We start from the raw sequence: 25,929 nt of genomic DNA on the forward strand, positions 1-25,929 counted from the left end.
GTGTTTTTGACGGTTTCCTGCGAACCATTCGTGCACCTTTTGATGTCGACCCCATGTTGACATCCAACGAGGCTTGCCCGAATCGTTCGGAAACCTTATAAAACAGCAACAGCCGGAGTGGCGGAATTGGCAGACGCGCTGGATTCAAAATCCAGTATGGGTAAACCATGTGGGGGTTCGAGTCCCCCCTCCGGTACTTTGCTATCAAAGGACTTACGTCAAACTGGCGTGAGTCCTTTTTTGTTGGATGGCTGGTTTGGTCACAGAGTTGCTTTGGTATTGCTGGTGGGCCTTTTTTTTCGGATTACGGTGGGAACAGGATGGGTGCCGCTCGGTGTGATCGAAGAACGTCGCTGTTTTGATGTTCTTCGGTTGGCTCTTTGAGGACGCGGTTTCTCACGGTCATTCTGGCCGGTTCCTTACGCCGAGGCATTTCTGCAGGCTGATCGAGGAGACGGCGGCGGGGCAACTGCAACGGTTTCTGGTCTGGCTGTCGGTACTGGCGGAAATTTGCTTGCGGTCGCTGGTGATCGACTGACAGGATGTCTTCTCGCTAGAGACTGGTTCAATCGGCGGTATCCATTGTGGGCAGTTTGTAGCGGGTGAAGATGGTGTTGCTACGTTGCACGAGATAGCGACCGTTCGCCGAAATTCGGAGTTGGTAGGTACCGACCTTGGGTTGTTTGGGCGTGCCGAGGGTTAGCATTTCTTCTTGAAGAGTCATTGACCATACGCGTAACGTATCGTCCCACCCGGTTGAGAGCAGCGAACTGCCGTCGGGCGAGAAGATGACATCAGTGATGCGTCCGCGATGTCCGTGAAACGTGCGAACGAGCTTGCCCGTCGAGACTTCCCAAACTTTGATTCGGCGATCTTCCGCCCCGGAGGCAAGATACCGACCGTCGGGGCTGAAGGCTAACGAATTGACCTGTGCCGAATGATAGCCCAGTATTTTCGTTCTCCGGGCCGTTTCGATATCCCACAATTCGACATTGTCGAGGCCAACCAACGAGACAGCTAAAATGCCGCTATCAACGGGCGAGAAGGCCAGAGAATTGCAGCGAATCAATGGGCAATCTTCACTTGGGGCGTACGTTTTTGCGTTGAGCAGAGCGAGTTGCCATTTGGCAGTCAGACCGGCCAACATCGTTCCATCGGCGGAGACACACACAGAATGTAGTTTTCCCAATTCCGGTGAGAGAGCGTCCCGCCAAAGAAGACAAGGGTTTCTTTGGAACCGTTCCGGCGAGGTGCTTCGCACGCCCGCATCAAAGTGAAGAACCGCCAAAGCTTGTTCATGTTTCGGCGTGTTTTGCCATTCGATTTTCTTCGGTTCCACCACACTGCGGAGTTCACCCGTGGCTGGATCGTAATGCAGAATGTCTCCAAAGACCCAAAGCAGCAGCGTCCCGTCTGACATCGGAATGACGTCATCGATCTGCTCTCCTTGAACTTGCGTAAACCGTTGCGGCAGAAGCTCGGCCACATTCCAAACTCGGACGAGCCCGTCTTGACTGGATGTCACGATTTGTCGGCTGTCCGGCGAAAACTCGATCGAGATGACCTCCGTTTGGTGGGCTAAGGTTTGAGTGGAGAGAGTTTCGGTCGTTGGGGACAACGGGACGCGATTGCTTCCAGGTTTGCCGGTATCGATCGGCCAGAGGGACAGTAAACCGCCCCGATCGGTGTCCGCTCCCCACCGTCCATCGGGAGAAAACGCGACAGCCTCTACGGGATCACGGTGAGAAGATTCGTACGTTGTGGGATTCGTGCGATCCTTACAGGGAAGCAGTCGTGTTTTGGATTCCAACGATCCAAAGGCCACCCAATCGTCATTCGGAGAGAATGCCACGGACGTCACACGAGACGGCACGGTGAACGACATCCGCTGGGTGTTGGTCGTCCGATCCCAGACGGTCATGTGTGCCCCTTGAGCCGCCGCCAACCATTGATCGTTGTGGGACAGTGCAAGTCGGGTGATTATTCTGTCTCCGGGATTGGGGCCGATCTTTCCCAAAGGTTGTGTTGTCGTGGCATCCCACAACCGAATCCAAGGCTCATCGCCACAGGTGAGCAATGTGCCATCGGCGGTCCAAGTTGCATCGCAGACCAACCCCGGATGGGCGGGAATCGTTTGCAGCAGTTTCCCGGTCTCGACGTCGTAGATGTAGACGTTCCCATCTTTGCAGCAGCAAGCGACTGATTCACTCGTGGGGTGAAATTCCAATCCACGCATCGGACGAAGCGAGCCAGGTATCACATGATCCAACTGGAGCGACGGAACCCGATAAAATCGGACGGTGCCATCTTCACCCGCAGAGGCCAACCAACGACCATCGGGAGAATACTTGGCCGCATAAACGTCGCCAACGTGTCCGGAAAGTTGCGTGTAGGGAGCGGTGACAATCTCCTGGAGCAACTTCCATTCGTATCCCCGCAAATCGCGTTCTCCCGGTTTGGGTACGCTCAATGCAAGAACCCGCTGGACCTCTCGCAAATCTTGTTCGTTGTACGCTCGGCTTGCAGCCTGCATGTTGGCGACGTAAAGCGATTGTTCCAAACGCTGCTTGCGGCTCTCACTTTGCCCCAGAGCCGTGTTCAAGTCGTTTCGAATGTGAGTCAGTTCGTTATTGGACCTGGCAAGACGACCATTGAGCGAATTGACCATGACGCTATGCAGTACCAGTCCGATGACGAGCACACCAAGCAACACCGCGACACCGCCAAGACCCAATGCTGCCGAACGGTGTCGCAAACACCACCGCCAACCGCGTTTCCACCAGCGGTTTGGCTTCGCGAGAATCGGCTCGCTACTCAAAAACCGAGCCAAATCTTCCTCTAACTCATCGGCTGTCTGATAGCGTTGTTGCGGAGATTTTTCTAAACACTTGAGACAAATCGTTTCGAGTTCAGGTGGGATCTTTTTATTGAAACGCCGGGGTGAGATCGGTTCTTGGTAGCGGACTTGCAGTAAGGTGTCGAGGCTACTGTCGGACTGAAACGGTGGTCGCCCGACAAGTAGAGCGTAGAGAATTGCTCCCAGGGAGTAGATATCAGACTCCGGTCCCAACTCACTCTTCGCGGTGTCTCCGCTGGCTTGCTCGGGAGAGATGTAACTGACGGTCCCGACGATCTCGCCCGTGCGGGTCACCTGACTCTCGTCGTCGAACGATCGAGCCAGACCAAAGTCGGTGATGAGAGGTCTCTTGGATTCATCAAGGAGAATATTGGCGGGCTTGAGGTCCCGATGCAACAACCCTTGTTGGTGGGTGTAGGCCATCACGCGAGCCGTCTGCATGACGATTTCACAGGCCCGCCGTGGTGGCAACGGCCCCTCATGCAAGACCTCGGCCAGCGTTTGCCCGGGAATATAATCCATCGAATAATAGAGGAGTCCCTGCTCCTCACCGATCTGATGGATGGAGACAATCTGCGAGTGATTTAACTTGGAAGCCAACTTCGCTTCACTACGAAAACGCCGAACCGCAATGGGATTCGCGAACTGACCGTCGGCAATCACTTTGACAGCGACCACCCGGTCTAAGCCCAGTTGCCGAGCTTTGTAGACGACTCCCATCCCTCCCCGACCAATTTGTTGCAGAAGGATATAGTCGCCCAGAATTCGAGAAATTCCGGCTCCGGGGCCATTTTGGAACGGCTTGGTCTTCTCATACGCATTGACAGAAGATGCCGCTTCAGGGAATTCCGGATTTGTTTCGGCGAGAACTTGCACATATTGTTCGGTCTGCAGACATTCTCGCAATTCGTCGGCGTAATCGGCATGAGCTTTGAAGAACTCGTCCAAATCGGGTGTGGTGCCGGCATCGACCTGTTCGAGATACTCTTCTAGTGCCCGTTCGACCGCTGATGTTGGGTCAAGATCGGCTTCCTCATGGAGCATCGGTGTCGGTTTCCTTCCTGAGACCTGGACGGAGTCGTTGAAGGGATTGATGCAACAAACGAGTCACATCACTCTTCGAAACCTCCATGATTGACGCAATCTCTGCGAGAGATGCCCTCTGCCAATACCGAAGTTCCAGCACACGACGCTGGCGATCATCAAGCTCCACCGACATCGCGGCCAAACACTGCTGTAATTCCGCTTGGATGACTCGTTGACTGGGCGACAAGTCATCCGCTGTCACATGATATCTTCCGTCTTGAACGGGGGCCTTCAAAGATTGTTCGTTTTTGATCCCTCGCTTCTTGGCATCGACGTGGCGTGTGAGGCACTTCGCAACACTCTGGTTTAAGACACGATTCAGCCAGGCTTGCCATTCCTCCGCGGAACAGTCTCGAAAACTTGCAAAATCTCGATTGGCTTCGAGCAAAACCTCTTGGATCAAATCCGAATCATCGAATTCAGCCTGCACCCCAGACGGAAACTTGTTCTCCGCCTTTTCACGAATTGCCTCCCGCGAGGACGCGATGAGAACATCTAATGCCTCCCGGTCTCCAGAGCGAGCCAATTCAATTAACTCGTTCAATTCCTCAGTACAACGGTTTGGTTCAATAGAACTAGGCGTATCCATTAATCAAATGGGCCAAGAATTCTTCGAGAAGTCTGACAGTTTCCAATATAAGATCGCGCTTAGTACAAAGATACACAAAAACACCAACCAGCGGACGGCAAATTTTCGGAAATGACACATAATCACATTTGCTGATCCGTCATAAAATCAGCGTTGACCATGCCGAGAGCCGGTCATCCCTTGGAGTCTCGCCTGAGTTCACTTCGTCGACGGACCGATCGCATTCAATCCCCGGCGCACCGCGAAACCGTTTAGCTGAACGGCGGATGCGTGGGCGTTTTGGCCAGTCGAACCATCCGCAGCAATTTTGCAAACGGATTCTGATTGCCAAAGCGAGATATCGAATGACGAAACCTCGGAAATTAGGTGTGGTAACGTGTCATTTTAACCCGTGTCGATATACCCGACCGGTCCAAAACTATATTCGTTTCGCGGCGGGTATCGCAGCCTCGCAGCTTGAACTTTATACCGTCGAGTTAGCATTCGATGACGAACCGTTCCAACTCTGCGAGCACGTTGCCCCTGATCGGCATTTGAGGTATCGGGTCTCGTCGAAATACGGTGTGCTCTGGCAGAAAGAGCGTTTGCTCAACCTGGGACTGGCAGCTTTGCCGGACTGTTACGATGCGGTGGCATGGATTGATGCGGATTTACTTTTCGCCAATCAGAACTGGCCGGAAATCGCATTGCAGAAGCTCTCGGAAACGCCAGTCGTCCAGTTATTCAGCCGTGTAATGGACACCGACGCCACCGGCCAGCTCATTGCTCCGCCACGAAGTGGGATCGGTCATGTTCTCGGAACGCCCGCTCTCAAAGGGCAATACGGTCGGCCGGGCGGTGCTTGGGCAGCTTGGCGGGAGACGATCGTCGATGGACTTTACGATCGACACGTCCTGGGCGGCGGTGATTCCATCATGGTGCATGCGTGGCAAGGGAAAGTGCAGCAGGCCCAAAGCTACGCGGGACTGAAAAGCAACTGGCTGAATGAGTACGCCGCCCGGCAGACGCCTCGTGTTCAAGGCCGAATCGGTTACGTTCCCGGCGACGCGGTCCATCTTTATCACGGCACTCGTGCACGCCGCCGTTATGTCGATCGCTATCAGATTCTTCGCCGTGGCGGATACGATCCCGCGACCGACATCACCGATGACAACGGTCCGCTCACATGGTCCGAGTTCGCTCAAGAACGCAAACCAAAGATGATCGCCGAAGTCGCCCGCTATTTTGCCACACGGCAGGAAGACAGCTAAACCTAGGCGATGGAGTGCCGATGGTCAGGTGGAAGAAGTGGTGCAAAGCGGGTGAAGGGAATCGAACCCTCACATTTGGCTTGGGAAGCCAACGCTCTACCATTGAGCTACACCCGCAAGTGGTTTTCTTTTGGTGTACGCTATCGCGGTGGGTCGGCTTCGTCAAGTTTTGGCCTCTGCGAATCTTACAGGCTTGAATCTGGATACACGTTGCCCGCATGATGCGGTTCGAATATTCAGTCGCTACCACTCGGTGATGGACTCTCTTGCGTCTTGTGCTCAGACGATTCGGATGGTGAATGATGAACCGAATTTTTGCGTTATTGATCCTTTGCGTTTTCAATGCAGTCAGCACGGTTTCGGCTGCGGACCTGCAAGTGGAAGCGGACTTGCTCGTCGTGGGAGGAACGGAATCCGGGTGTGCGGCGGCCGTGCAGGCGGCTCGGATGGGCGTGAAACGGATCGTGTTGGTCAACGATATCGAATGGCTCGGCGGCCAGTTCAGTGCCGAGGCATTGGGAGCGATCGACGAAAACCGGGCTCACGGATACAACGGTTCTGTGCCAATTCCTCGTTCCGGAATCTTCCGCGATGTGATCGACGCCATCGAAGACAAGAATGCCGAACTCTACGGGGGTATCCGTCGCCCTGGCAACACCCGCGTTATCACCACTAGCCGACCGATTGTCTCCGAACAGGTCTTTCGGGAGTTACTCAGCCCTTATGAGACCACCAAACAGATCCAACGGTTCTCCGATTACCAAGTTGTGTCTGTCCTGACGAAGGATCGACGCGTGCACGGTGTCGAGTTCGTATCGACTCAGGATCAATCGCGACTCACGGTGCGGGCCAAGATGACCATCGACGCAAGCGATTGGGGCGATGTCATCCAAAAATCGGGAGCCGCTTGGGATGCGGGTCTGGATGCGAAATCCGAATTCAACGAACCGAGTGCCCCGGAGTCCGGCGAGCCCGCAACCGATCTCAACCCGATCACGTGGTGCATGATTCTTGAACAGCAACCCGAAGAAACGTTGCTACCGAAACCAGACGGGTACGATCCGCGATATTTCACCGGGCGATGGGGTTGGATTGACGAAAAATTTGCCTACACCACGCGACGTCTCGTCGATGGACAGGGATTCGCCGAGATCAATCATCCGGATGTCTTGCTCATCAACACGCCACCGATCGATTACCCGCTGGATGTGTACCCCAAAGATGTCGCAACAGCTCTGGAAGCCACGGAAGCGGGAGCATCGAAGAAAAACATTGTCGCAATGACGGCCGAGCAACGAGAGATCGTCTTTCAGGATGCCCGGCGTCACTCGTTGAAGTTCCTCTACCATCTCCAACAACGCTTTCCCAAGTTTCGCAAGATGGCACTGAGCCGAGAATTCGGCACACCCGACCATTTGCCACCGAAACCGTACATCCGTGAGAGTCTGAGATTGGTGGCCGAACACATTTTGCATGAGTCGGAAGTCCTTGGTTTCGGTAGCCGATCGAATTACGCCACCACCATGTTCCCCGATGCGGTCTTCTCTTGGCAGTTCGAGTTGGACTTCCACCCCACCCAGCGATCGTGGACCACGAAACTCGCAGACGCCGGTCCTTGGGAAGCCGCGTTCCGGGGGAATCGTCGGTTCGGCCGGGGTGGTACGGGGCGGTGTGTGTTTCCGCTACGGGCACTTGTTCCCAAAGATCGAAAAGGATTGCTCGCGGCCCAGAAAAACCTGGGCTACACAAGCATCGTAAGTTCATCATGTCGCCTGCACGACCAATCGATCCATGCTGGTCAAGCGAGTGGAGCGGTTGCGGCCGTGAGCTTGCGACATGACACTGATCCCATTGATATCGCATTTGATCAAGCAATCCTCGCAGATGTTTGGCAGGGATTGTTGAATCCGCCGTCTGGCGCACCATTGGCAATTTGGCCCTTTGCGGATGTTGACCCGTTCGACAACGATTTCGTTTCTATTCAACAGCTCGCATTGCGACGGTTATTGCCAATCGGACCATCGGACACGGCATTTCATCCCGATGAAGCTGCAACAGCCGAGTGGATCGCCGATTTGCTGAACACCGTTCGCGACGCGGGATATCAACCGCCACGGATCGTGATCACAAAAACCGAAAAACGTCGTACGATCGCCGCTCAAGTTTGGAAGGCCATCCAAACCCAGCCGATCCCCAAACGCACTTGGGTGGCAAAAAACGATGCCGACGGCGATGGTTTGCCAGATGCGAGTGACGCCCTGCCATTCACGCCTGGCGAAGTTTCCTGGAAACTCGACCCCGCCAGCGATGGCCTCCCCGATCAACAACCGCCCTACCCGGATGGCACGTTCGCCTTCAACTTCACTGCGGCCAATGGTCCGCAGGTTGCGAGTTTCCAAAAGGATGTCGGTGGTCGCTTCTCGACGGACACAGGTTTCGGTTGGCAACGCGATCTAACCAAAAACACGCGGCTGCGTAATGTGGCTAGCGAGCCAATTCGAGACGGTTTTGTTTTCACTCGGACACAAGATGTTTGGGAGTGCATTGTGCCGAATGGAACTTACACCGTCCGCGTCTGTGTGGGAGATTCCGGGCATGAACAACATGGGCAACATCTGTCGATCGAAAACCAACTGGTTGCGAAAGCAATCGACACCGATGCCGGTTGGTTTCGTGAGTTCACGAAAAACGTCACCGTCGACGATGGTCGATTGACGGTGACGCTCGGCATTCCTCAAGGTGGCTCAAACACGTGCGTCAACTGGATCGTTGTCGAACCAGCGGACTAAACAAAACTACGGCATCTTCGGTTTGAGAGGCTCTGTTCCGTCCATCGTTGCCACTGGCATTAATGCATCATGGGCATCGAGACTTGCAATGAGTTTTTGCATCATTGCTTTCAGTTGCTGCGGGCGAGACTCGGCAAGGTTCGTCTGTTCAAAGGGGTCTTTCGCCAAGTTATACAGTTGGTAATGAGAGTCATCAGAGGCTTTCGAGGGACGATAGTGGTAAATCACCTTCCAATCGCCATCGCGGTAACAAGTAAAATAGTCGCTACGATGGGGAGAGTGAGGGTAGTGCATCAGGAAGGTTCGCTGACGACTATCATCAGATTGCCCAAGCAACAAGGTTTGTAGGCTAGAACCATCGACAGTGTGATTGTTAGGCGTCTTAGTATCTGTCAGTGCAAGAATCGTAGGAAACAGATCAATCACAGCCGCGGGTTGAGGTTGCACAACGTCTGCCGGGATTGGTAGACGAGCTTGATTGCGGTTCTTGTCATTCGGTTTTGCCCAAGCCGCGATGAAGGGAACTCGCATCCCGCCTTCATAGTGTGACCCTTTCTTGCCCCGAAGCGGAGCGGCACAGGCAACTTCATGCGGACCACCAAGCGGGGCATCACTACCATTGTCACCGACAAAGAACACCAATGTGTTCTCTGCCACGCCAAGCGACTCAAAGTGATCCAGCAAATCCCCGAGTGACTTATCCATTCCTTCGATTAGTGTCGCGAAGGCTTGCGCGTTCGCAGGTTTGCCGGAATCTTTATAGTGATCGGCAAATCGCGGGTCGGAATGAAACGGCGCATGAACTGCATAGTGTGACATATAGAGATAAAACGGTTTGTCCGCTTTGACAGCGTCCGTCACTCGCGACTTTGCTTCGATGGTAAGGGCTTCGGTCAAGAATGTCTCCGAACCGTGATACTTCTCTAAGTGCGGAACAGCATGATGCGATCGACGTTTCTGGCCATGACCGTAGTTGTTCTCGCCGTAGTAACTTCCTGGTGCTCCAAACGATGCCCCGGCCACATTCACGTCAAACCCCAAGTTTGCGGGGTCGGCTCCGGCAAAATCGCGCGCGCCGAAGTGCCCTTTGCCAACGTGAATTGTGTGATAGCCGTTCTTGGCGAGCACACTTGGCAGGGTGACGTCACCAGGTTTTAGACCTTCCCAATTCCACTCCGGTGGCCCAAACGGGCCTTTGTTATTTCGAGTGGGATTGATCCAATTCGTCACATGGTGCCGAGCCGCGTTCTGCCCGGTCATGATCGAACACCGCGTCGGCGAGCAGACACTCATCGCATAGAAGTTATTGAACCGAATCCCCTGCTCCGCCAACCGCTGCATGTTCGGGGTTCGATAGTAGTCGTTTAACGGATATCGTTTCGGTTTGCCATTCTCGTCTGTCAGGAATGGAACAGAGGTATCCATCACGCCCATATCATCGACGAGAAACACCATCACATTCGGACGCGAATTCTCCTCGGCCGCAAACGATGTTGCTGCCAACAGGACTAGCAAGCAGTGACTAAATAATAGTGTTCTCACGGAATTGTTCCTCGACTGGAATCCGAAGTTTAGAGAATGCAAGTTCACAGCCACACACCACGCTACATTCTAATGCGTTGCACAGCCGCGATTGTAGAGTTCTCGACATCGTGCTAGCACGTCTGCTAGTTGCGAATCATTGGCGAGATTATTGGTTTCTAATGGGTCAGCTTGATGGTCATATAGTTCAGCGGCAACTAGCTTGTTCGTTTTGAAGTCTCGCCATTCGGTGTAGCGATAGCGTGCGGTACGAACCGAACGCCCCATGACGTCTGGTTGCTCTTTATAGTATGCAGGTCTTGGATGTTGTGTATAGGCGGCCGGTTGAATGGTGGCAGTGGGGTCTTTGAGAACGGGTACTAAACTCGTGCCTTCACCGATCGGTTTGGGAAGATCACAAAGTTCGGCGAGCGTTGGATACATGTCTAACAATTCCGCGAGGGAATCCGTTTCCGTGCCAGGTTGGTTCATGTCTGGAGTACTGATCATCAATGGCACGCGGGCGTCGAGTTCAAAGTTTGACGTTTTCGCCCATAGGGTATGTTCGCCAAGATGATATCCATGATCGGACCAAAAGACGACGATAGTGTTACGGTCGAGACCGAGTCGCTTGAGTTCGTCTAGCACTCGGCCGATTTGGGCATCCATATAGCTGATGGCAGCGAGATAACCATGACGAATTTCCATCACCGCCTCGGGAGAGAGTTCCCGATTTTTCGGCGGGCGACCAAGTATCTCGCGGCTGTTGTGCCAAGCGATCCGGGGAGCATTCTTAGGCCAATTCGGATTTGCGGGCGGCGATAGTTTTGAGCGGTCGTACAAATCCCAATACTTTTTCGGTGCATTGAACGGCGAGTGTGGTTTCCAGAACCCAACCGCGAGGAAAAACGGTTTCTGTTCGGCTTTGCGTTCTCGAAGGGCTTCAATGGCTAGGGAAGCAATCCGACCGTCGAAGTACGCATCGTCGGGGACATCGCGGCATTCACACTTTCGATCCGTTGCGTGGTTTGGCGGCAGTTTCCCGTCGACTTGGGGTTTGTCGGAACCGTGATTGGCAAAATGCATCACAGCCGGAACGCTCCAAGACTGGGGGTCGCCTTTGAGCTTGTGAATCCAGTTGTGATAAATCTTGCCGATGTTCTGCGTGAAGTAGCCGTTGTTCTTGAAATGTTCTGGCAGCGTGACGACGTTCGGCATTCGGGTGCGGAAGTGTGTTGGCAAGTCCCAAATTTCCAACGTGTCTGGGCGGCGGCCGGTCATTAGCGACGCCCGCGAAGGGTTGCAGACCGCTTGCTGACAGTACGCATGTGTGAACAACCGGCCGCGTGCCGCGAGAGCATCCAGATGTGGCGACTTCACCTCCGGATGCCCCAAACAACCCAAGTCGTTACGTAAATCGTCCGCCGCGATGAACAATACATTCGGTTTCTGAGCGAACGCTGCCGACCAAGTGGTGAGGAGAACAACAAATGCGAACGCGAACTGTTTCATGTCGACCTCATTCGTGAATCGAACCTTTGATGCGGGAATCGAATTGTCGAAAGCGTTCTCTTGCGGCCGACGAATTATTCTTCGATTTCAGGAATCGGATCGCTCGGTGCGACGTCGGCACCTTCCCAATTGACTTGGCCATCGTCGTAGGTCAACACACGATGTTTGCTGCCGGGAGCGGGCGGCACATCTTTTTGGGGCAGCCATTTGCGGTGCTCGGCGAGGACTTCCGCATATTGAGCCATATCGGCGAGGTTCCGCCACTCATTGGGATCGACTTGCATGTCGTAGAGTTCTTCGGTGCCATCTGCGTAGTGGATGTAACGCCAACGCTCGCTGCGAATACCATGATTGCCCTGATTATGGGTGGTGATCGCCGGCCACTCTCGGGTTGCATCGGCGTCTTGCAAGAGCGGTTTCAAACTGTGACCTTCCAGGGTTTCATTCTCGGGAAGCCCGCAGAGATCGAGCAGCGTGGGATACATATCGAGCAACTCGGCCGGTCGCGTGCAACGTTGCCCGGCAGTGACACCGGGACCCGCGAAGATCAACGGAACCCGCGTGGAACGATCCCAAAGCGTATTCTTGCCCGTGATCTCTTTCTCGCCGAGATGCCAACCATGGTCGGACCAAAGCACGATGATGGTGTTCTCCATGCGTCCACTTCGTTCGAGGGCATCCAACACCCGACCGACTTGGCTATCGACGAAACTTGTGCACGCCAAATACGACCGAACAAGGTTCGTCCATTCGCCAGATTCTCGTAGGAACTTCAAACGGGGTTCGGGAAGTTTCCAGTGGAGGTACCAAGAGAATCGAGGCGTGTCGGCACGGTCGGTGAGTTGCGTGGGCGGCAGTTGCACGTCCTCTTCGGGATACAGGTCAAACCATTTTTGCGTGGCGTAACAGGGAACGTGTGGGAGAAAGAACCCGCAGGAAAGGAAAAACGGTTTCTGGTCTGGCTTGTCGTCTTGCTTCTTCAGCGGACCATCGAGTTGGTCGACCGCCCAAGTGGCGACTTTCCAATCGCCTTTGTCTTCGTCTTGGTGTGGGAACACGCCCCAATCGACGAGCGGATGCGGAGCGGGAGTTTCGACAAGTTTCTGTTTCGGACGCACGCCCACACCCGCAGCAGGCCCCAAGTGTTCGAATTCGTCGTCGTTCTTCTTGCGGCCGTATCCGCCGTGATAGATCTTACCGGTGGAGTAGGTTTCGTATCCGTGTTGCCGGAGGTACTGCGGCAGCGAAACGATGTCCTGGAGTTCTTTCACCTGCCGAAACCATGGGGCCAACCCGTAAATTCCGGTGCTGGATGGTCGGCGGCCGGTCATCAAACTTGTACGACTGGGATTGCACAACGGAGCCTGACAGTGGGCATTCAGGAAAACGGTTCCCCGTTCGGCAAGAGCATCGATGTGCGGCGTTTGAATCTGCGGATGTCCATCGAGACAGCCGATCCAGTCGTTTTGGTCGTCAATGGCGATGAACAAAATGTTTGGCGGGGTGTCGGCCGCGGAAGCCATGTTCGAAACGCTGGCGAAAAGAATCAGACAACCGACGAGTCGGGTCATTGGCAGCATGAAGAATCTCCAACGGAGGGCGTCGATGAGATGAATTGCGAGGTCAAGATCATCATAACCAGATCAACTGGGCAACCCAACCGACGCCGACTCGGAGTTGGACGGCTTGTCCGAACGCCAACAAACCGAATCAAACGGTATAACCGACCGAGAAAACTTCCGATTTTGGGAAAGTGGATTGTACGGAAACCGACGCGAACCATTGTGCCAAATACGTGACGTATTCTTCCGCAGATTTCATATCACAACCGAAGACCTCTCTGAGGTCCTGTCGCGGCAGGATTTTCAATCTGCCGAATGAGACTAGAGACGAAGCGGTCAGCATTCCCCACACGTTGATCCCCTCGCGTCGCTTGAAAGCCGATCTCCCATGACCGATTCTTCGAAGATCTGGGCGTCTAGCCAACTACCAACGTTGCCATCTGTCGCGGTCGAACTACTTGAACTCTCCAACGATCCGGCGACCGAATTGCCGATGGTGGTTCAAGTCATCAAGACGGACCCTGCCATTGCGGCGAAGATTCTAAAAGTCACGAATTCGTCCTACTACGGATTCAAGAAGGAAGTGACGACTCTCGAACGGGCCGTGTCGCTGTTGGGCACGCGGGCGGTCACTTCTCTAGCGTTGAGTTTCAGTCTCGTTGACGCCGCCACGTCGACGGGAAAACTAGCCGACCATTTCCAAGCCTATTGGAGACAGTCCGTCGTGCAGGGATTGGCGGCGGAAGTGCTTGGTCAAGAATTCCATAATCCCAAAGAGCACGATTTTTTCTTGGCGGGTCTCCTTGCGGACCTGGGTCGATTGGCGATGCTCAAGACGATTGGTCCGGAATACACGTCCACACTCGAGACGATGATGGAACGTCAAAGTTGGCTTGCCGAGCAAGAACGAGACGACCTTGGTTTCGACCATGTCGAGATCGGGACGAAACTCATGGAGAATTGGAAACTGCCCCCCGCGTTGATTGAAGCGTCGCGGTTTCACCATCGATCGTTGGACGAAATTCGGGAACATACAAACGAGGTGACGGCATCACCCGTTCAATGTGTCGCGACGGCAGCGGCGATCGGTGACTACTACTGCATGGAGAACCAAGGCCCGGCACTCGAACGAGTCCGCGAGTTAGCGAACAGCTTCTACCAGTTGGAAAGCAACCAGTTGCAGGAGTTATTGACGACCATCAAGAGCCGAATTGATCACGCTGCGGAGTTGTTCAATGTCGACCCTACAATCATTCGAGCGCCGAACGAGTTGCTCGCGATGGCCAACGAACAACTCGCAAGACTTGCGGTTCAAGAACGGCTTGAGCATGTCGAGTCGATGGAAGAGCACAAACGGTTGGAGCGTGAAACACAGCGTTTGAAAGCCGTCAATCAGGAACTGCAAAAACGCATACTGCACGACCCGCTCACCAAGATTTACAATCGAGCGTATCTCGAAGATGCACTGCGACGGGAAACCGATCGCTGCTGCCGATTGGCCGAGGCGATCGGGCTCGTTTTCATCGATGTCGATAAGTTCAAGAACCTCAACGACACCCACGGGCACGCGTTTGGCGACGTCGTGCTGCAAAGAGTCGCTCGCACGATGCAAAAGACGCTACGGGGCGCGGATATTCTGGCACGATACGGCGGTGAGGAATTCGTCGCGCTGGTGATGAATCCCAGTCCAGAGGGAATTCAAATCGTCGCGGAGCGTCTAAGAACGGCTGTGGAACGTGAAATTATTGAATTAAACAACACCCGAGTGCCTGTGACCGTGAGTCTCGGTTGTGCGTTGGGAATTCCCGGCCGCGAAGATGACGAGTTCACAAAACAGCTCATTGAAGCTGCCGACCATGCGATGTACGAGGCGAAATCCAACGGACGAAATCAGTCCCGGTTCATCAATTTGCTGCCAACCGCCGATCAACACTTGCTCAACCGAATCAATGAACTTCGCTTTAGCGAATGGCTGGTGACTGGCAACCACATTGCGAGAGAAGTGATCGATCCGATTTGCAAGACGATCCCTCAGCAACATCAACTGATCGGCCAACTCGCCCGGAAACACGGTTATCTGAGCAACGCCGAGGTCCGATTGATCTTGGACGAACAACAAGCGACCGAAGAACGATTCGGAGAAACGGCGATTCGCCGGGGCTTGATTTCACTCGACGTATTAGCCAACTTGTTGGCGTGGCAACAGGAAGACCCCGAGACGCTGCTTCACCACTTGGAACGAAATCGAATTGGCGGTCGAGACGACTATCGGCAATTACTGGGTGATTACCTCGACCAATCCCCAATTCACGAACCATTGTCCGCGATCCCGGCCTAACGGATTATCGGGAATGTGTGTTGAAACCGCACGCTCCGTTGCCGCAACGTGTCTGTTCATGAATCGCAGGTTTTGACGGTAAAACGATTCCTGCGATTTTCGAAACACAATCGCACTCGATGCCAGAGACGCAACGTGCCCGACAGTTCGCAGCGAAGTTTGAAATCGACTTTGCGGAAGCAAATCCAGACCGCCCGTGCGGCACTGCCGGATCGCGAATCGCGAAGTCGGTCGATTCACGATCGGTGGATCCAATCCGAACTCCACCGCGATTCCCAGGCGGTCGTATGCTACGTTAACGTGCGGAGCGAAGTGGCCACGCGGGATGTGATCAATTCATTGTGGCAAGCGGAAAAGCGGGTGGCGGTCCCGTACTGTGTGGAACGTCATCTGGAGTTGACCTGGATCACGTCGTGGACGGATCTCACAGCCGGACGTTTCGGCATCCTGGAACCGACTCCGCAATTGCGAACCGATCCGCTCCGATGTCCGCCGATCGACGAGTTGGATGTGGTCCTCGTTCCTGGCGTAGCGTTCGACTTCCACGGCGGACGGTTAGGACACGGCCAGGGATTCTACGATCGTTTGCTCTCGCGATTGCCCCAGCGGACGATGCTCGTCGGTGTCGCGTTTGATTGTCAGATCGTTTCACACGTTCCAGCCGAACCGCACGACATCCCCATGCACTTCATCCTCACCGAATCAACTCTCCACGATTGCCGGTCGGATTCCATCGGGTAGTAAGCCGACTCAGAACGAAATCGTGGCTTGCAAGAGGGCGGTGTCGTCGAGGGAAATCGTTGGGCGATCGCTTTGGAATTCGAGATCTCTTGCAAAGGAATAGCCCACTTCCAGACCGATCTTGTGACCTCGTTGGAACGGCACGCCCGGCACGACCCGGGGGACGGACTCCACGCCCACCACCAAACGCCAGTCGCCGTACGTCAGTTGATCGTGTTGTCCATCCCCACGTTCGAACGCCCAAGTTCCTCCGCTGAACCCGCCGCCCAAATAGCCCCAACACTGTCGGCTGGGTCCATCGAGGAGAAGAAAGTTCATTCTCGGTCGTGGAAGTATCAGATCGAGCTTGAACGAATCACTCGGTTGCCAAATCAACCCCACCGCAGGAACGGCCGGCAGATCGTTTCGTCCCAAGGCAATCACACCGACGGTCCAAATCCAGGCGGGATCGCGGGAGTACATCGCGAATGCCCCACCTCGAAACTGCCATGCATCGCTGGACGTGTTGTCACCGTCACTGGCGAAAGCGACACTTCCCATCGTTCGCACGGTCCAACGGTCGTTGATCCGACGCACCCAAGATATCCCCACCACCAAATCCAACACGTCATCGGGAAGTCCCAATTCACTTGGTGACTGAAAATCGGTGCGTTCATATCGAAATTGAATGAGCGGCGGCGGTGGACCGAAGATGGGATACATCGGAACTTTGATCGCCGCCCCGTACGAGGATATTCCAAATCCTCCCGTCGACGGCAACCACTCCGCTTCCGCATTCACGAGGGGCCGAAACCGCTTGAGTTGACTGAACACACTTCGAGGTGGTTCAAGATCACCAGAAGTCGCAAATTGGCCTTCAATCGAAGACGGTGGCAATGTCTCCTCAAGTGTGTTTTCCGTAGGAAGTGAAGCCAAACGCACCGACGACGATCCATCATCCGAATCTTGAGAGATCGCTGGCTGAGACTGCAAACCAATGACTGCTACACACAGAATCACCATGCGTCTCGCAGACAAAATGAGCTTGGTTTGCCGAACTTCGCTCATTGACCATCCCATCACGAAGACACTCCGAACACCGTCCGCATTTGCGGCATTATCGGTTCTATCGACCGAAACGGTTCCACCGATCCATCTGTTCTCCCGACCGGCAAATGTTCCCTTTGGAATTCTGTTCGTCAGTCCAGAAAACCGCGAATCGGGCTCAAGTGTGTTTGCTGAATGCATGCCGGCCATCGATGGATATCCTGTAGCGATCCCATCGCCGAAGTCGCGACACGAAAACGAGACTTGGTCTAGACTGCGGAATCCACAACTTGCACGGGTCGTTCCGATCGTGTGTTCAAACAGAACCTGGTTGCAGTTAGCCGTTATAATCGGCGATACGAAACTGATAGGAGGTTTTACGTTCTCACAGAACGAAAAAACTCTCGATTGTCGTCCCTGTCCATGGCTAGAATTGGGACTAGCGGTCGTTGCATAGTTAGGTCCGCAAAGAATGCCGTTGTGATCGTCGAACGCACTGTCTGGCGAAACGATGGGCAAGGCTGAATTTTGATGACATCTCTGGGAGTTGATTGCATGCCGCTTCTGAAATTTCGGTTTGTCTGGACCATTCCGATCGTGGCGGTTGTTCTCATTCAACCTCTGGAATTGTCAGCCCAACAACCCGCGGACGATGCCGAAAACGATTCCCCATTGCTCATCGAACCGGAAACCCCGGAAGCTGCGTTCGATGCGGCTCGCTTGATGATTCGTCTCGGCCGACCGGAACTTTCACGGACTTACCTTCAGCAGTTTCTGGATTCCAATCCGGATGACGCATTGCTGCTTAAACTTCGCGAGAAGTTTGGTCCCGGTGTGTTCTTGAACCTCGACAACAACAAAGCCCTGCGACCGGAAAGCACGCAACTGCTCGACCGAGTCAACGAGGTCTTCCGCAAGAACGCTTCCGACCCGAAACGTGTGGACCGGCTGATTGACGATCTCTCGGCCAGTTCCCAAAAACGAGCCGAAGCTACCACTGCACTGCGGAATGCCGGCCCGAATGTTGTGCCGCGAATGATTCAACGTCTCGCCGCCTCCCAAGGCGATGAGCGAGATAATTTGATGATCACCCTGGTGAAGATGGGTCCGCAAGCTGTTCCGCCGTTGATCGGTGCACTCTCCGCCGACAACGATGACCTGCGATCGGCTGTGATCGAAGTACTCGGGCACATCGATTCCGTGTTGAGCATCCCGCACTTGTGGTATCCCGGTTTTGGCAAAGATCAGCCCGCCGGTGTGCAGTCCGCCGCTCGACGGGCGTTGCAACGCCTGCTTGAGCGTCCGCGTTTGAGTGACATTACGGATTTCGAAGCCAGCAACGATTTGATCCAGACCGCCCGTAAACATCTTCGCGGCGAATACCCCTGGCCCACCTACACTGAAGACGACGACATCACCATTTGGGCATGGAACCCGCAACAAAACACCGTCACACCCATCCCGATGCCCCCAACTGCGGCTTCTTTGTACGAAGGCAGTCGGTTGGCACGCGATGCGGTTCGGTTGTCGCCGAGAAATCGCGACGCTCAGGGTTTGTATTTGGCATTGGTGCTCGGCTCGGAAGCCTACCGCAACGGCCCGGGACAACCGTTGCCGAACGGACGCGGAACCGTCTCGAACACGGCTTTGGCAGCCGGGATGGACGCACTCAATGCCGCTCTGCATGAAGCCCTGGACGCAGGCAACGCCATCGCCGCTGAGGCAATCGTTCCACTATTGGGGCAACTGTCTTCTCGCAACGACTTAGCCACGAATGTCGGAGCATCTCCGCTGGTCAATGCGTTGTATTCTCCGGATCGTCGGGTACGGTTCGCCGCTGCGGAGACGATTTTAGGGATGGACCCGAAAGCCCCATTCGAGCACTCCTCGCGTGTGGTCAACATTCTGACACAGACGCTACGCGACGACGGAAAAAAAGCCGCCTTGGTGATCGATCCGAATGAATCGCGTGCAATTGACATGGCTGGCCGATTCGCGGAAATCGGCTTCAGTGGTGGACCGTTCACAGCGGCCACCGGCCAACAAGGATTCCGCATCGCCGCGAGTCGGAACGATGTCGAATTGATCGTCGTCAATGCAAACGTCTCTCGTTGGCCACTCTCGCAGTTGCTCGCCAACTTCCGAACCGACCCGCGAACCGAACTGATTCCAATCGTGATTTACGGCCCTGAACGGGTCGAACCCAACGTGCAATACTTGCTCGACCACTACTCGCAAGTGAAGTTTATCGTCGAACCGGCTTCGACCGATTTCCTGGAATTGCAGGTCCGACCGTTTCTCAATGCCACCGCCGGACGGCCACTCACGCCGGACGAACGAAGCCGATACGCCGGGGCCGCAACGTTCTGGTTAGCGGATATTGCGGATCGACGACGAACGAATGTCTTCCCCATCGAGTCGGCAGAGTCCGCCCTGAGCGATGCCATCGAAGACCCGGAACTCGCCCGCAACGCGATTTCCGCGTTATCGTCAATCGGTAGTGAGTCCGCCCAAGTCCGGCTGCAAAACGTGGCGGTTGGTGCGAATTATCCAGCGGAAACTCGGAAGTCGGCGGCTTGGCAACTGGCATTTCACATTCAACGACACGGCCTGCTATTGCGACCGGCTCAGATCGTGGAAATTAAGAACGCCCTCGCTGCCGCGAAAGAACCGGAGTTGATTGCCTCCCTGACAACCGTCATGGGATCGCTCCGCCCGGATGCGGTTCGATCAGGCCAACGATTGAGCAACCTCACACCGCCGCTCCCCGTGCTGCCGGAATAAAGGTCGCCGCATAAGTCCGACCATGATCTGACACCATTCGCCAGCGACGAATCACATTACCATTTCCACGGCAAGGAACCTTCCTTGCCGTGTTTTTTGTTGCCACACGCGTACACATTCGGTCAGTCGTTTTTCCACGGTCTTGTGCCAGTATGTCTGCACATAAGAACACAGCTAACGCACGTCCCGCCTGAGCGGTGGACATGTCACCTGAGTCCCGGTTCGACTCCGGGTTCCAAGAGATTATCGTCGATACACGCAAATTCCTGCTGTGGCACACCATATGCACCCGTCGTCGAACAGTGGCACAGATCGACATTTTTTGATCCAGACGCCTCAACACACGCCGTCAAACGCGCAATAAAACAGCACAAATGCGCAACAAACGCGCACGAGACACTGTTCAAGGAGAGTGATTTTGGAAACTTTCTTAATGTCGAGTAACTTCGTTACCATTACAGACACGCGTCGCCTATAATTCCAGCACGCTTCGCGCTCATCTTTCTCGGACTTTTGCAACTGAAGGTTTTCCGTCTGCTCCAATTGTTGTCACGGTTCAGCCGCTCCTGATGCGGGTGATGACGACGATGAAACGCAGTGACGTTAAATCTTCCATTTGCCAATTCCAATTGCTTTCCTGAAAATGCCTGCGACCGAACCATCTCAATCACCGCCTTGGCCCTTGATCGACGGGTTAATCGGCTCCAGTCCGCAAATGGTCGAAATCTGTCGTCTGACGCGACAGGTGGCGGGCACTTCTGCGACGGTCCTACTCACTGGTGAAACCGGAACCGGAAAGGAACTGATCGCTCGCGCGGTTCACGAACTCAGCGAACGGGCTACCGGTCCGTTCATTCGCGTGAACTGTGGTGCACTCAGCGAGAGTTTGCTGGAAAGCGAACTGTTCGGGCACGTCAAAGGTGCGTTCACCAGTGCGAACGAAAACCGAACCGGCCGATTTGAAGCGGCTCACGGGGGAACGATTTTCCTCGATGAGATCAACTCGATGAGTTACAAGCTTCAGGTGAAATTGCTGCGAGTCCTGCAAGAACACGAATTTGAACGTGTCGGCGATACCAAAACAATCAAAGTCGACTGCCGAATTGTGGCGGCGACCAACCGCGATCTGGTGGACGAAATCGAAGCCGGTCGGTTCCGCGAGGACTTGTACTACCGACTCAACGTCATTCCCATCGACATTCCTCCGTTGAGAGAACGACCGGACGACATCCCCGATTTGGTTCGGTTTTTTGCTCAAAAATACGCCGAAGGCAATCAAAGACCAAACCCGGAACTCCCACCGGAATCGACGCGGCTGTTGCAAACCTACACGTGGCCGGGGAACGTGCGGGAACTGCAAAACTACGTGGAACGGGCGATTGTGTTATCCACCGAACCGGTTCTCACACCCGAATTGTTCCCAGCTCATGTGCGAGGATTGGCACCGGTGCGGGTTGCTCGCAGTCGCACAAAAGACTTGGACGGCCTCTGCCGCGAACTGGTCACTATGGGGATGGCCAGCGGCGAAGGCGACAACGGTGATCTCCACCGCCAAGTTGTCTCATTGGTCGAAAAGGAACTCATCGCCCAAGTTCTGCACAACAGCCAAGGTGTGCAAACGAAGGCGGCGTCTCGATTGGGCATCAACCGGAACACGTTGCACAAGAAAATCGACGAGTACAATCTCGGTTCCGACGAACGCTCATGAGATCCAATCGAACGCCAAATCGAGTGCAACTGCCGAGTGCGTCAGACCGCCAATGCTGATTCGCTCCACACCGGTTTCGGCGATGGGGCGAACGGTTTCCAACGTGACGCCACCGGACGCTTCCAACAACGTCTGCGAACCGGCGTTGTCTCGCATGGCCACTGCCCGCAGCAGTTCCGGCGGTGCCATGTTGTCGAGCAACACAATATCCGGATCACCATTCAACGCGTCTGCCAATTGCTCGAGTGTGTCGACTTCGACTTCAAGCGGCACATTGGGTCCCAACCGCTCACGGGATTGGCGAATGGCATCAGCAATGGTGCTTCCCGGATGATGTGCGGACCACGCTGCCAGATGATTATCCTTGATCAAGCAACCGTCGAACAAGCCGATCCGGTGATTGTGCCCGCCTCCGCAACGGACTGCGTATTTTTCGAGCACCCGATAACCGGGGTGCGTTTTGCGGGTATCGAGAATTCTGGCCCGTGTACCCTGCACCGCCTCGACAAACCGATTCGTCAGCGTCGCGATGCCACTGAAGTGCGTCATGAAGTTCAACGCGGTTCGCTCCCCGGACAACAACGACCTCAGCGGCCCTGACACAATGGCCACGGCTTGCCCCGGCGAAACAGGGCTACCGTCCGGCAATGAGGATTTCCAGGTCACACGCTTGTCAAGCGTTCCGAACACCAGTTCCGCGACCGGTCCGCCGGAGAGAACCCCACCCTGCCGAGCCGTCACCTGGACCTCGGCGGTTTCGTTCTCCTCGATCAACGCCCGACACGTCAGGTCGCCAGCGTCGTGCAAATCTTCCCGCAACGCCAAATCGATCAACGGCATGGCCGCGTCCCGTTCGGCGGTGACAAATATCGGCGAGAGCGGTTGGTTGGTCACGGTTTTTCCGGGAGAAAAGTTCTTAATTAATCAGCCGAGACAATTATTCCGTCTCTTCCGGGGATTTCTCCTCGGGAGCCTCCTCGGTTTTCGAGTCCGTTTCGGCTTTGTCGTTCGACTCGGCTTCGGTGTCCTTGGCTTCTTCGGTTTTCGGTGGCACCGTTTCTTCGGAGATGATGGTCGCTTTCTTGACTTCATCCAAACCGGGGAAACGTTGGTCGAGGAATTCGTTGCCTTCGGCTTGAATCTGCGGTTGGAAGCTCGACGGTGCCCCACCATACTGGCTGTTCAGCGAATCGACGACATCCATACCTTCCACAACCACACCGAACGGTGCAAATCCGTCGGCGTCGAGTCGGCTGTTGTCCACGTAATTGATGAAAATTTGCGTGGTGCGACTGTTCGGCATTCCGGTTTTGGCGAACGTCACCGTGCCGCGTTGATTCGACGTTTTGACGGGATCATCAGGAATCGTGTTCTCCGCCCATTTCTTGCTGACTTCCGGATCACCGCTCATGCCGAACTGCACCATGAAATCGGGAATCACGCGGAAGAACTTCACGCCGTCATAGAAACCGTTTTCGACCAATTCCCGAAAGCGTTCCGCTCCTCGTGGAGCCCATTCCGGACGGACCTTGATCACAAAATCGCCTTTGGTCGTCTCGAATTTCACACGAAATCCGTCGCCGGCCGCCACGGGTGCAGCCGGTTCGGGTTGCGGTTCCGGTTCCCCCGAACAGCCGAAAATCATTCCCAGCAAACCGACGCCAAACCAAGTCCATCTAGACATCGCGAACTGTTCCTCATATGACACGAGACGAAACTATCTTCGCAAGTTTAGAGCCTCGCCCGAATATTCGCTAGCGATCCAGAAACCGTCGGCCGTGCCCGACAACTTCGCGGTTCGTGTTCGTCCGTCCGACACAGCCTCTCGAAACCTGACGCTCGCGTTGACACCCCCGATACCGCATGACCGATTCACACCAGAAAAGCCTGTTTGCCGACGAAGTTCCTTGGGAAGCTGCTGATCAATCCGATCGTTGGTCGGCTGAGATCGTGTTTGATTTGCCGGTCGATCAATCGTTCCATTACCTCGTACCGGATGCGTTGCGAGAGCAGCTTCAAGCCGGTCAGCGAGTGCGGGTTCCGTTTGGACAGGGAAATCGGCGGATTGTCGGTTTTTGCGTCGCGACCGGTCCGCCACCGTCGTTATCGAAACGGATGAAGTGGGTCGAAGCGATTGTCGATCTCGCTCCGTTGGTCACACCGGGAATGCTGCAACTCACCCGATGGATCGGTGAGCACTACCTGTGCAGTTGGGGAACGGTGCTGCACGCGGTTGTGCCGGCGGGTGTCAAGAAAAACGCGGGAACCCGGATGGCCCGCGTATATTTCCTGGGTGATTCCGACCGACTGGCGGCTGATGTGGCCTCGCTCACGAAAAAGCAAGAGGCGGTGCTTGATGTCATCAAAAACGCCAAGCAGCCGCCCACGCAGGGTCAGATTCTTGAAGCCGTTGGCTGCGGACCGTCACCGGTGAAGACGTTGGAACGTCGCAAGTTGATTGCATCGAAATTGGTGCGGACATCGACGTCCCGTTACGACTCGCCCGTGGCGGCCCAAGTCACCGACTTGGAGTTGAACCAAGACCAAAAAGACGCCGTCACCGCCATTTGTCAGGTCTTGGAGTCGCGGAAACACGAAACGATTCTACTTCACGGCGTGACCGGCAGCGGCAAGACTGAAGTATACATTCAGGCGATTCGGGAAGTGATCAGCTACGGACGGCAAGCCATCGTGCTGGTGCCGGAAATCAGTCTGACGCCGCAAACGATTCGCCGGTTTCGCAGCCGATTCGATACCGTCGCGGTGTTGCATAGTCATCTCAGCGATGCGGAACGTCATTGGCATTGGCAGCAAATCGCGGCGGGTCGGGTCTCGGTGGTTGTCGGTGCCCGAAGTGCGGTGTTCGCGCCGACGCCGCATCTGGGGCTAATCGTCATCGACGAAGAACACGAAACTTCGTTCAAACAGGAAACTACACCGCGTTATCATGCCCGCGAAGTGGCCCGCCAACGGTGCGAGCTAGAGCAAGTTCCACTCGTGCTCGGTTCGGCCACGCCGACGCTTGAATCTTGGCAGCGTGTGCAAGACGGGGAAGATCAGTTGGTGTCGATGCCGCGTCGCGTGGTCGGATTGCCGTTGCCACCCGTGGTGTTGGTTGACATCCGTAATGATCCGCGAATTGGCAAAGGAGCGGCAATCGGGCGGGCACTCGATCACGCCATCCGTCAGGCAATTGAAGATGACGGGCAAGTCATTCTGTTCCTGAACCTGCGTGGGTTTTCGCCTGTGTTTTGGTGTCGGGCGTGTGGGGAATCGGTGACGTGCCCGAACTGCGATGTCACACTGACTTGGCATCGTGACAAAGCCGCCGCGATGTGCCACTCCTGCGAATACACTTGCGATCCGCCATCGCAATGTCCGGCGTGTGGCGATGCGGGGATTCGTCACGTTGGTGTCGGCACGCAGCGGTTGGAAGCTGAAGTGAAGGCCCGTTATCCCGAGTGGAACTGCTTGCGGATGGACAGCGATTCCATGCGGGGCCGAGGCAGTCACGACGAAGCCTTGGAGAAGTTCCGCTCCGGTGAAGTGCAAATCTTGCTGGGCACACAGATGATCGCCAAAGGGTTGGACTTTCCGAATGTCACGCTGGTCGGTGTGATCGCGGCGGACACAATGCTGCATCAACCGGACATGCGAGCCTCGGAACGAACGTTTCAACTTATTGCCCAAGTCGCAGGACGCACCGGACGGAGTGAACGCGGTGGTCGGGTGTTGGTTCAGACGGCCATGCCTGCGGAACCGTCGATCCAATTCGCCGCCAAACACGACTACATCGGTTTCACGACGCAGGAACTCTCACAACGACGAGCAATCCGAGTCCCCCCTTACCGACGCTTGGCCCGTGTGATTGTGCGTGGCCCGGTCGAACCGGATGTGGTCGCCCAAATCACCGCGATGGCCGCCGTTCTCCGCGACCATTCGCAGCGTTTGGGAATCGACAATGACGTCATGATCCTCGGTCCCGCTCCGGCTCCGCTCACGCGATTGAAAACGTTCTACCGGTATCATTTGCAAATCAGTGCGGAAACTCCGGAAGCGATCCGCACACTCTGGCGGAACGCACTGCCCGACTTTCTCGATGCCAAGGACATCGAGTTCACCATCGACGTCGATCCACTCAACATGCGGTGATTCTTTCCACAGAG

At 55.1% G+C, this 25,929-nt stretch carries 15 protein-coding genes and 2 tRNA genes; 8 read left to right on the forward strand and 9 right to left on the reverse strand.

The window, feature by feature from the left end; all coding sequences use genetic code 11:
- The first annotated feature begins 111 nt into the window (after nucleotides 1–111).
- Nucleotides 112–196: transfer RNA gene (locus G6R38_RS21475), tRNA-Leu, on the forward strand.
- A gap of 369 nt (nucleotides 197–565) precedes the next feature.
- On the opposite strand, the gene G6R38_RS21480 is transcribed toward G6R38_RS21475, so the two are convergent.
- Together G6R38_RS21480 and G6R38_RS21485 are read right to left on the reverse strand one after the other, a co-directional pair.
- Complete coding sequence (locus G6R38_RS21480) at nucleotides 566–3,901, reverse strand: WD40 repeat domain-containing serine/threonine protein kinase (protein WP_166830837.1); 3,336 nt, start codon at nucleotides 3,899–3,901, stop codon at nucleotides 566–568.
- Entirely contained in the window at nucleotides 3,891–4,532 is a 642-nt protein-coding gene (locus G6R38_RS21485; protein ID WP_261345403.1) for an RNA polymerase sigma factor, read from the reverse strand. The genes G6R38_RS21480 and G6R38_RS21485 overlap by 11 nt, the downstream gene beginning before the upstream one ends.
- 344 nt (nucleotides 4,533–4,876) lie before the next feature.
- Here G6R38_RS21485 and G6R38_RS21490 point away from each other — a divergent pair, with 344 nt between their 5' ends.
- Nucleotides 4,877–5,782: a hypothetical protein gene (locus G6R38_RS21490; RefSeq protein ID WP_166830839.1), complete on the forward strand. Its 906-nt coding sequence runs from the start codon at nucleotides 4,877–4,879 to the stop codon at nucleotides 5,780–5,782.
- Nucleotides 5,783–5,828: 46 nt separating this feature from the next.
- On the opposite strand, the gene G6R38_RS21495 is transcribed toward G6R38_RS21490, so the two are convergent.
- Nucleotides 5,829–5,899: transfer RNA gene (locus tag G6R38_RS21495), tRNA-Gly, on the reverse strand.
- Between the two features lie 182 nt (nucleotides 5,900–6,081).
- Here G6R38_RS21495 and G6R38_RS21500 point away from each other — a divergent pair.
- A complete protein-coding gene (locus tag G6R38_RS21500) occupies nucleotides 6,082–8,571 on the forward strand; it encodes an FAD-dependent oxidoreductase (RefSeq protein WP_206028664.1) in 2,490 nt (829 codons plus the stop codon).
- A gap of 6 nt (nucleotides 8,572–8,577) precedes the next feature.
- On the opposite strand, the gene G6R38_RS21505 is transcribed toward G6R38_RS21500, so the two are convergent.
- From G6R38_RS21505 to G6R38_RS21515, 3 genes are all read right to left on the reverse strand, one after another.
- Nucleotides 8,578–10,113: a sulfatase gene (locus G6R38_RS21505; RefSeq protein ID WP_240928325.1), complete on the reverse strand. Its 1,536-nt coding sequence runs from the start codon at nucleotides 10,111–10,113 to the stop codon at nucleotides 8,578–8,580.
- A 69-nt stretch (nucleotides 10,114–10,182) separates the two neighbouring features.
- A complete protein-coding gene (locus tag G6R38_RS21510) occupies nucleotides 10,183–11,604 on the reverse strand; it encodes a sulfatase (RefSeq protein ID WP_166830840.1) in 1,422 nt (473 codons plus the stop codon).
- A 74-nt stretch (nucleotides 11,605–11,678) separates the two neighbouring features.
- Nucleotides 11,679–13,175 carry a sulfatase gene (locus G6R38_RS21515; protein ID WP_390881448.1) on the reverse strand — a complete coding sequence of 499 codons (1,497 nt, stop codon included), beginning with the start codon at nucleotides 13,173–13,175 and terminating at the stop codon, nucleotides 11,679–11,681.
- A gap of 379 nt (nucleotides 13,176–13,554) precedes the next feature.
- Here G6R38_RS21515 and G6R38_RS21520 point away from each other — a divergent pair, with 379 nt between their 5' ends.
- Together G6R38_RS21520 and G6R38_RS21525 are read left to right on the forward strand one after the other, a co-directional pair.
- Nucleotides 13,555–15,504: a sensor domain-containing diguanylate cyclase gene (locus tag G6R38_RS21520; RefSeq protein ID WP_166830842.1), complete on the forward strand. Its 1,950-nt coding sequence runs from the start codon at nucleotides 13,555–13,557 to the stop codon at nucleotides 15,502–15,504.
- A gap of 135 nt (nucleotides 15,505–15,639) precedes the next feature.
- The gene (locus G6R38_RS21525; protein WP_166830843.1) at nucleotides 15,640–16,245 is read left to right on the forward strand and encodes a 5-formyltetrahydrofolate cyclo-ligase; all 606 of its coding nucleotides are present in this window, start codon (nucleotides 15,640–15,642) and stop codon (nucleotides 16,243–16,245) included.
- 9 nt (nucleotides 16,246–16,254) lie between these two features.
- Here G6R38_RS21525 and G6R38_RS21530 read toward each other — a convergent pair whose 3' ends face one another.
- The gene (locus G6R38_RS21530; protein ID WP_166830844.1) at nucleotides 16,255–17,292 is read right to left on the reverse strand and encodes a DUF6268 family outer membrane beta-barrel protein; all 1,038 of its coding nucleotides are present in this window, start codon (nucleotides 17,290–17,292) and stop codon (nucleotides 16,255–16,257) included.
- Nucleotides 17,293–17,826: 534 nt separating this feature from the next.
- On the opposite strand from G6R38_RS21530, the gene G6R38_RS21535 reads away from it, so the two are divergent.
- Together G6R38_RS21535 and G6R38_RS21540 are read left to right on the forward strand one after the other, a co-directional pair.
- Nucleotides 17,827–20,055: a HEAT repeat domain-containing protein gene (locus tag G6R38_RS21535; RefSeq protein ID WP_166830845.1), complete on the forward strand. Its 2,229-nt coding sequence runs from the start codon at nucleotides 17,827–17,829 to the stop codon at nucleotides 20,053–20,055.
- A gap of 643 nt (nucleotides 20,056–20,698) precedes the next feature.
- Entirely contained in the window at nucleotides 20,699–21,763 is a 1,065-nt protein-coding gene (locus G6R38_RS21540) for a sigma-54 interaction domain-containing protein (RefSeq protein ID WP_166830846.1), read from the forward strand.
- Here G6R38_RS21540 and nadC read toward each other — a convergent pair.
- Nucleotides 21,758–22,657, reverse strand: a complete 900-nt coding sequence (nadC, locus tag G6R38_RS21545) for a carboxylating nicotinate-nucleotide diphosphorylase (protein ID WP_240928326.1) — start codon at nucleotides 22,655–22,657, stop codon at nucleotides 21,758–21,760. The genes G6R38_RS21540 and nadC overlap by 6 nt on opposite strands.
- 43 nt (nucleotides 22,658–22,700) lie before the next feature.
- Nucleotides 22,701–23,447, reverse strand: coding sequence for a peptidylprolyl isomerase (locus tag G6R38_RS21550; protein WP_240928327.1), 747 nt, complete (start codon nucleotides 23,445–23,447; stop codon nucleotides 22,701–22,703).
- A gap of 179 nt (nucleotides 23,448–23,626) precedes the next feature.
- Between G6R38_RS21550 and priA the strand changes: the two genes are divergently transcribed.
- Entirely contained in the window at nucleotides 23,627–25,915 is a 2,289-nt protein-coding gene (gene priA / locus G6R38_RS21555; protein ID WP_166830847.1) for a replication restart helicase PriA, read from the forward strand.
- Nucleotides 25,916–25,929 lie beyond the last annotated feature (14 nt).

Source organism: Thalassoroseus pseudoceratinae, from assembly GCF_011634775.1.
Lineage (GTDB): Bacteria > Planctomycetota > Planctomycetia > Planctomycetales > Planctomycetaceae > Thalassoroseus > Thalassoroseus pseudoceratinae.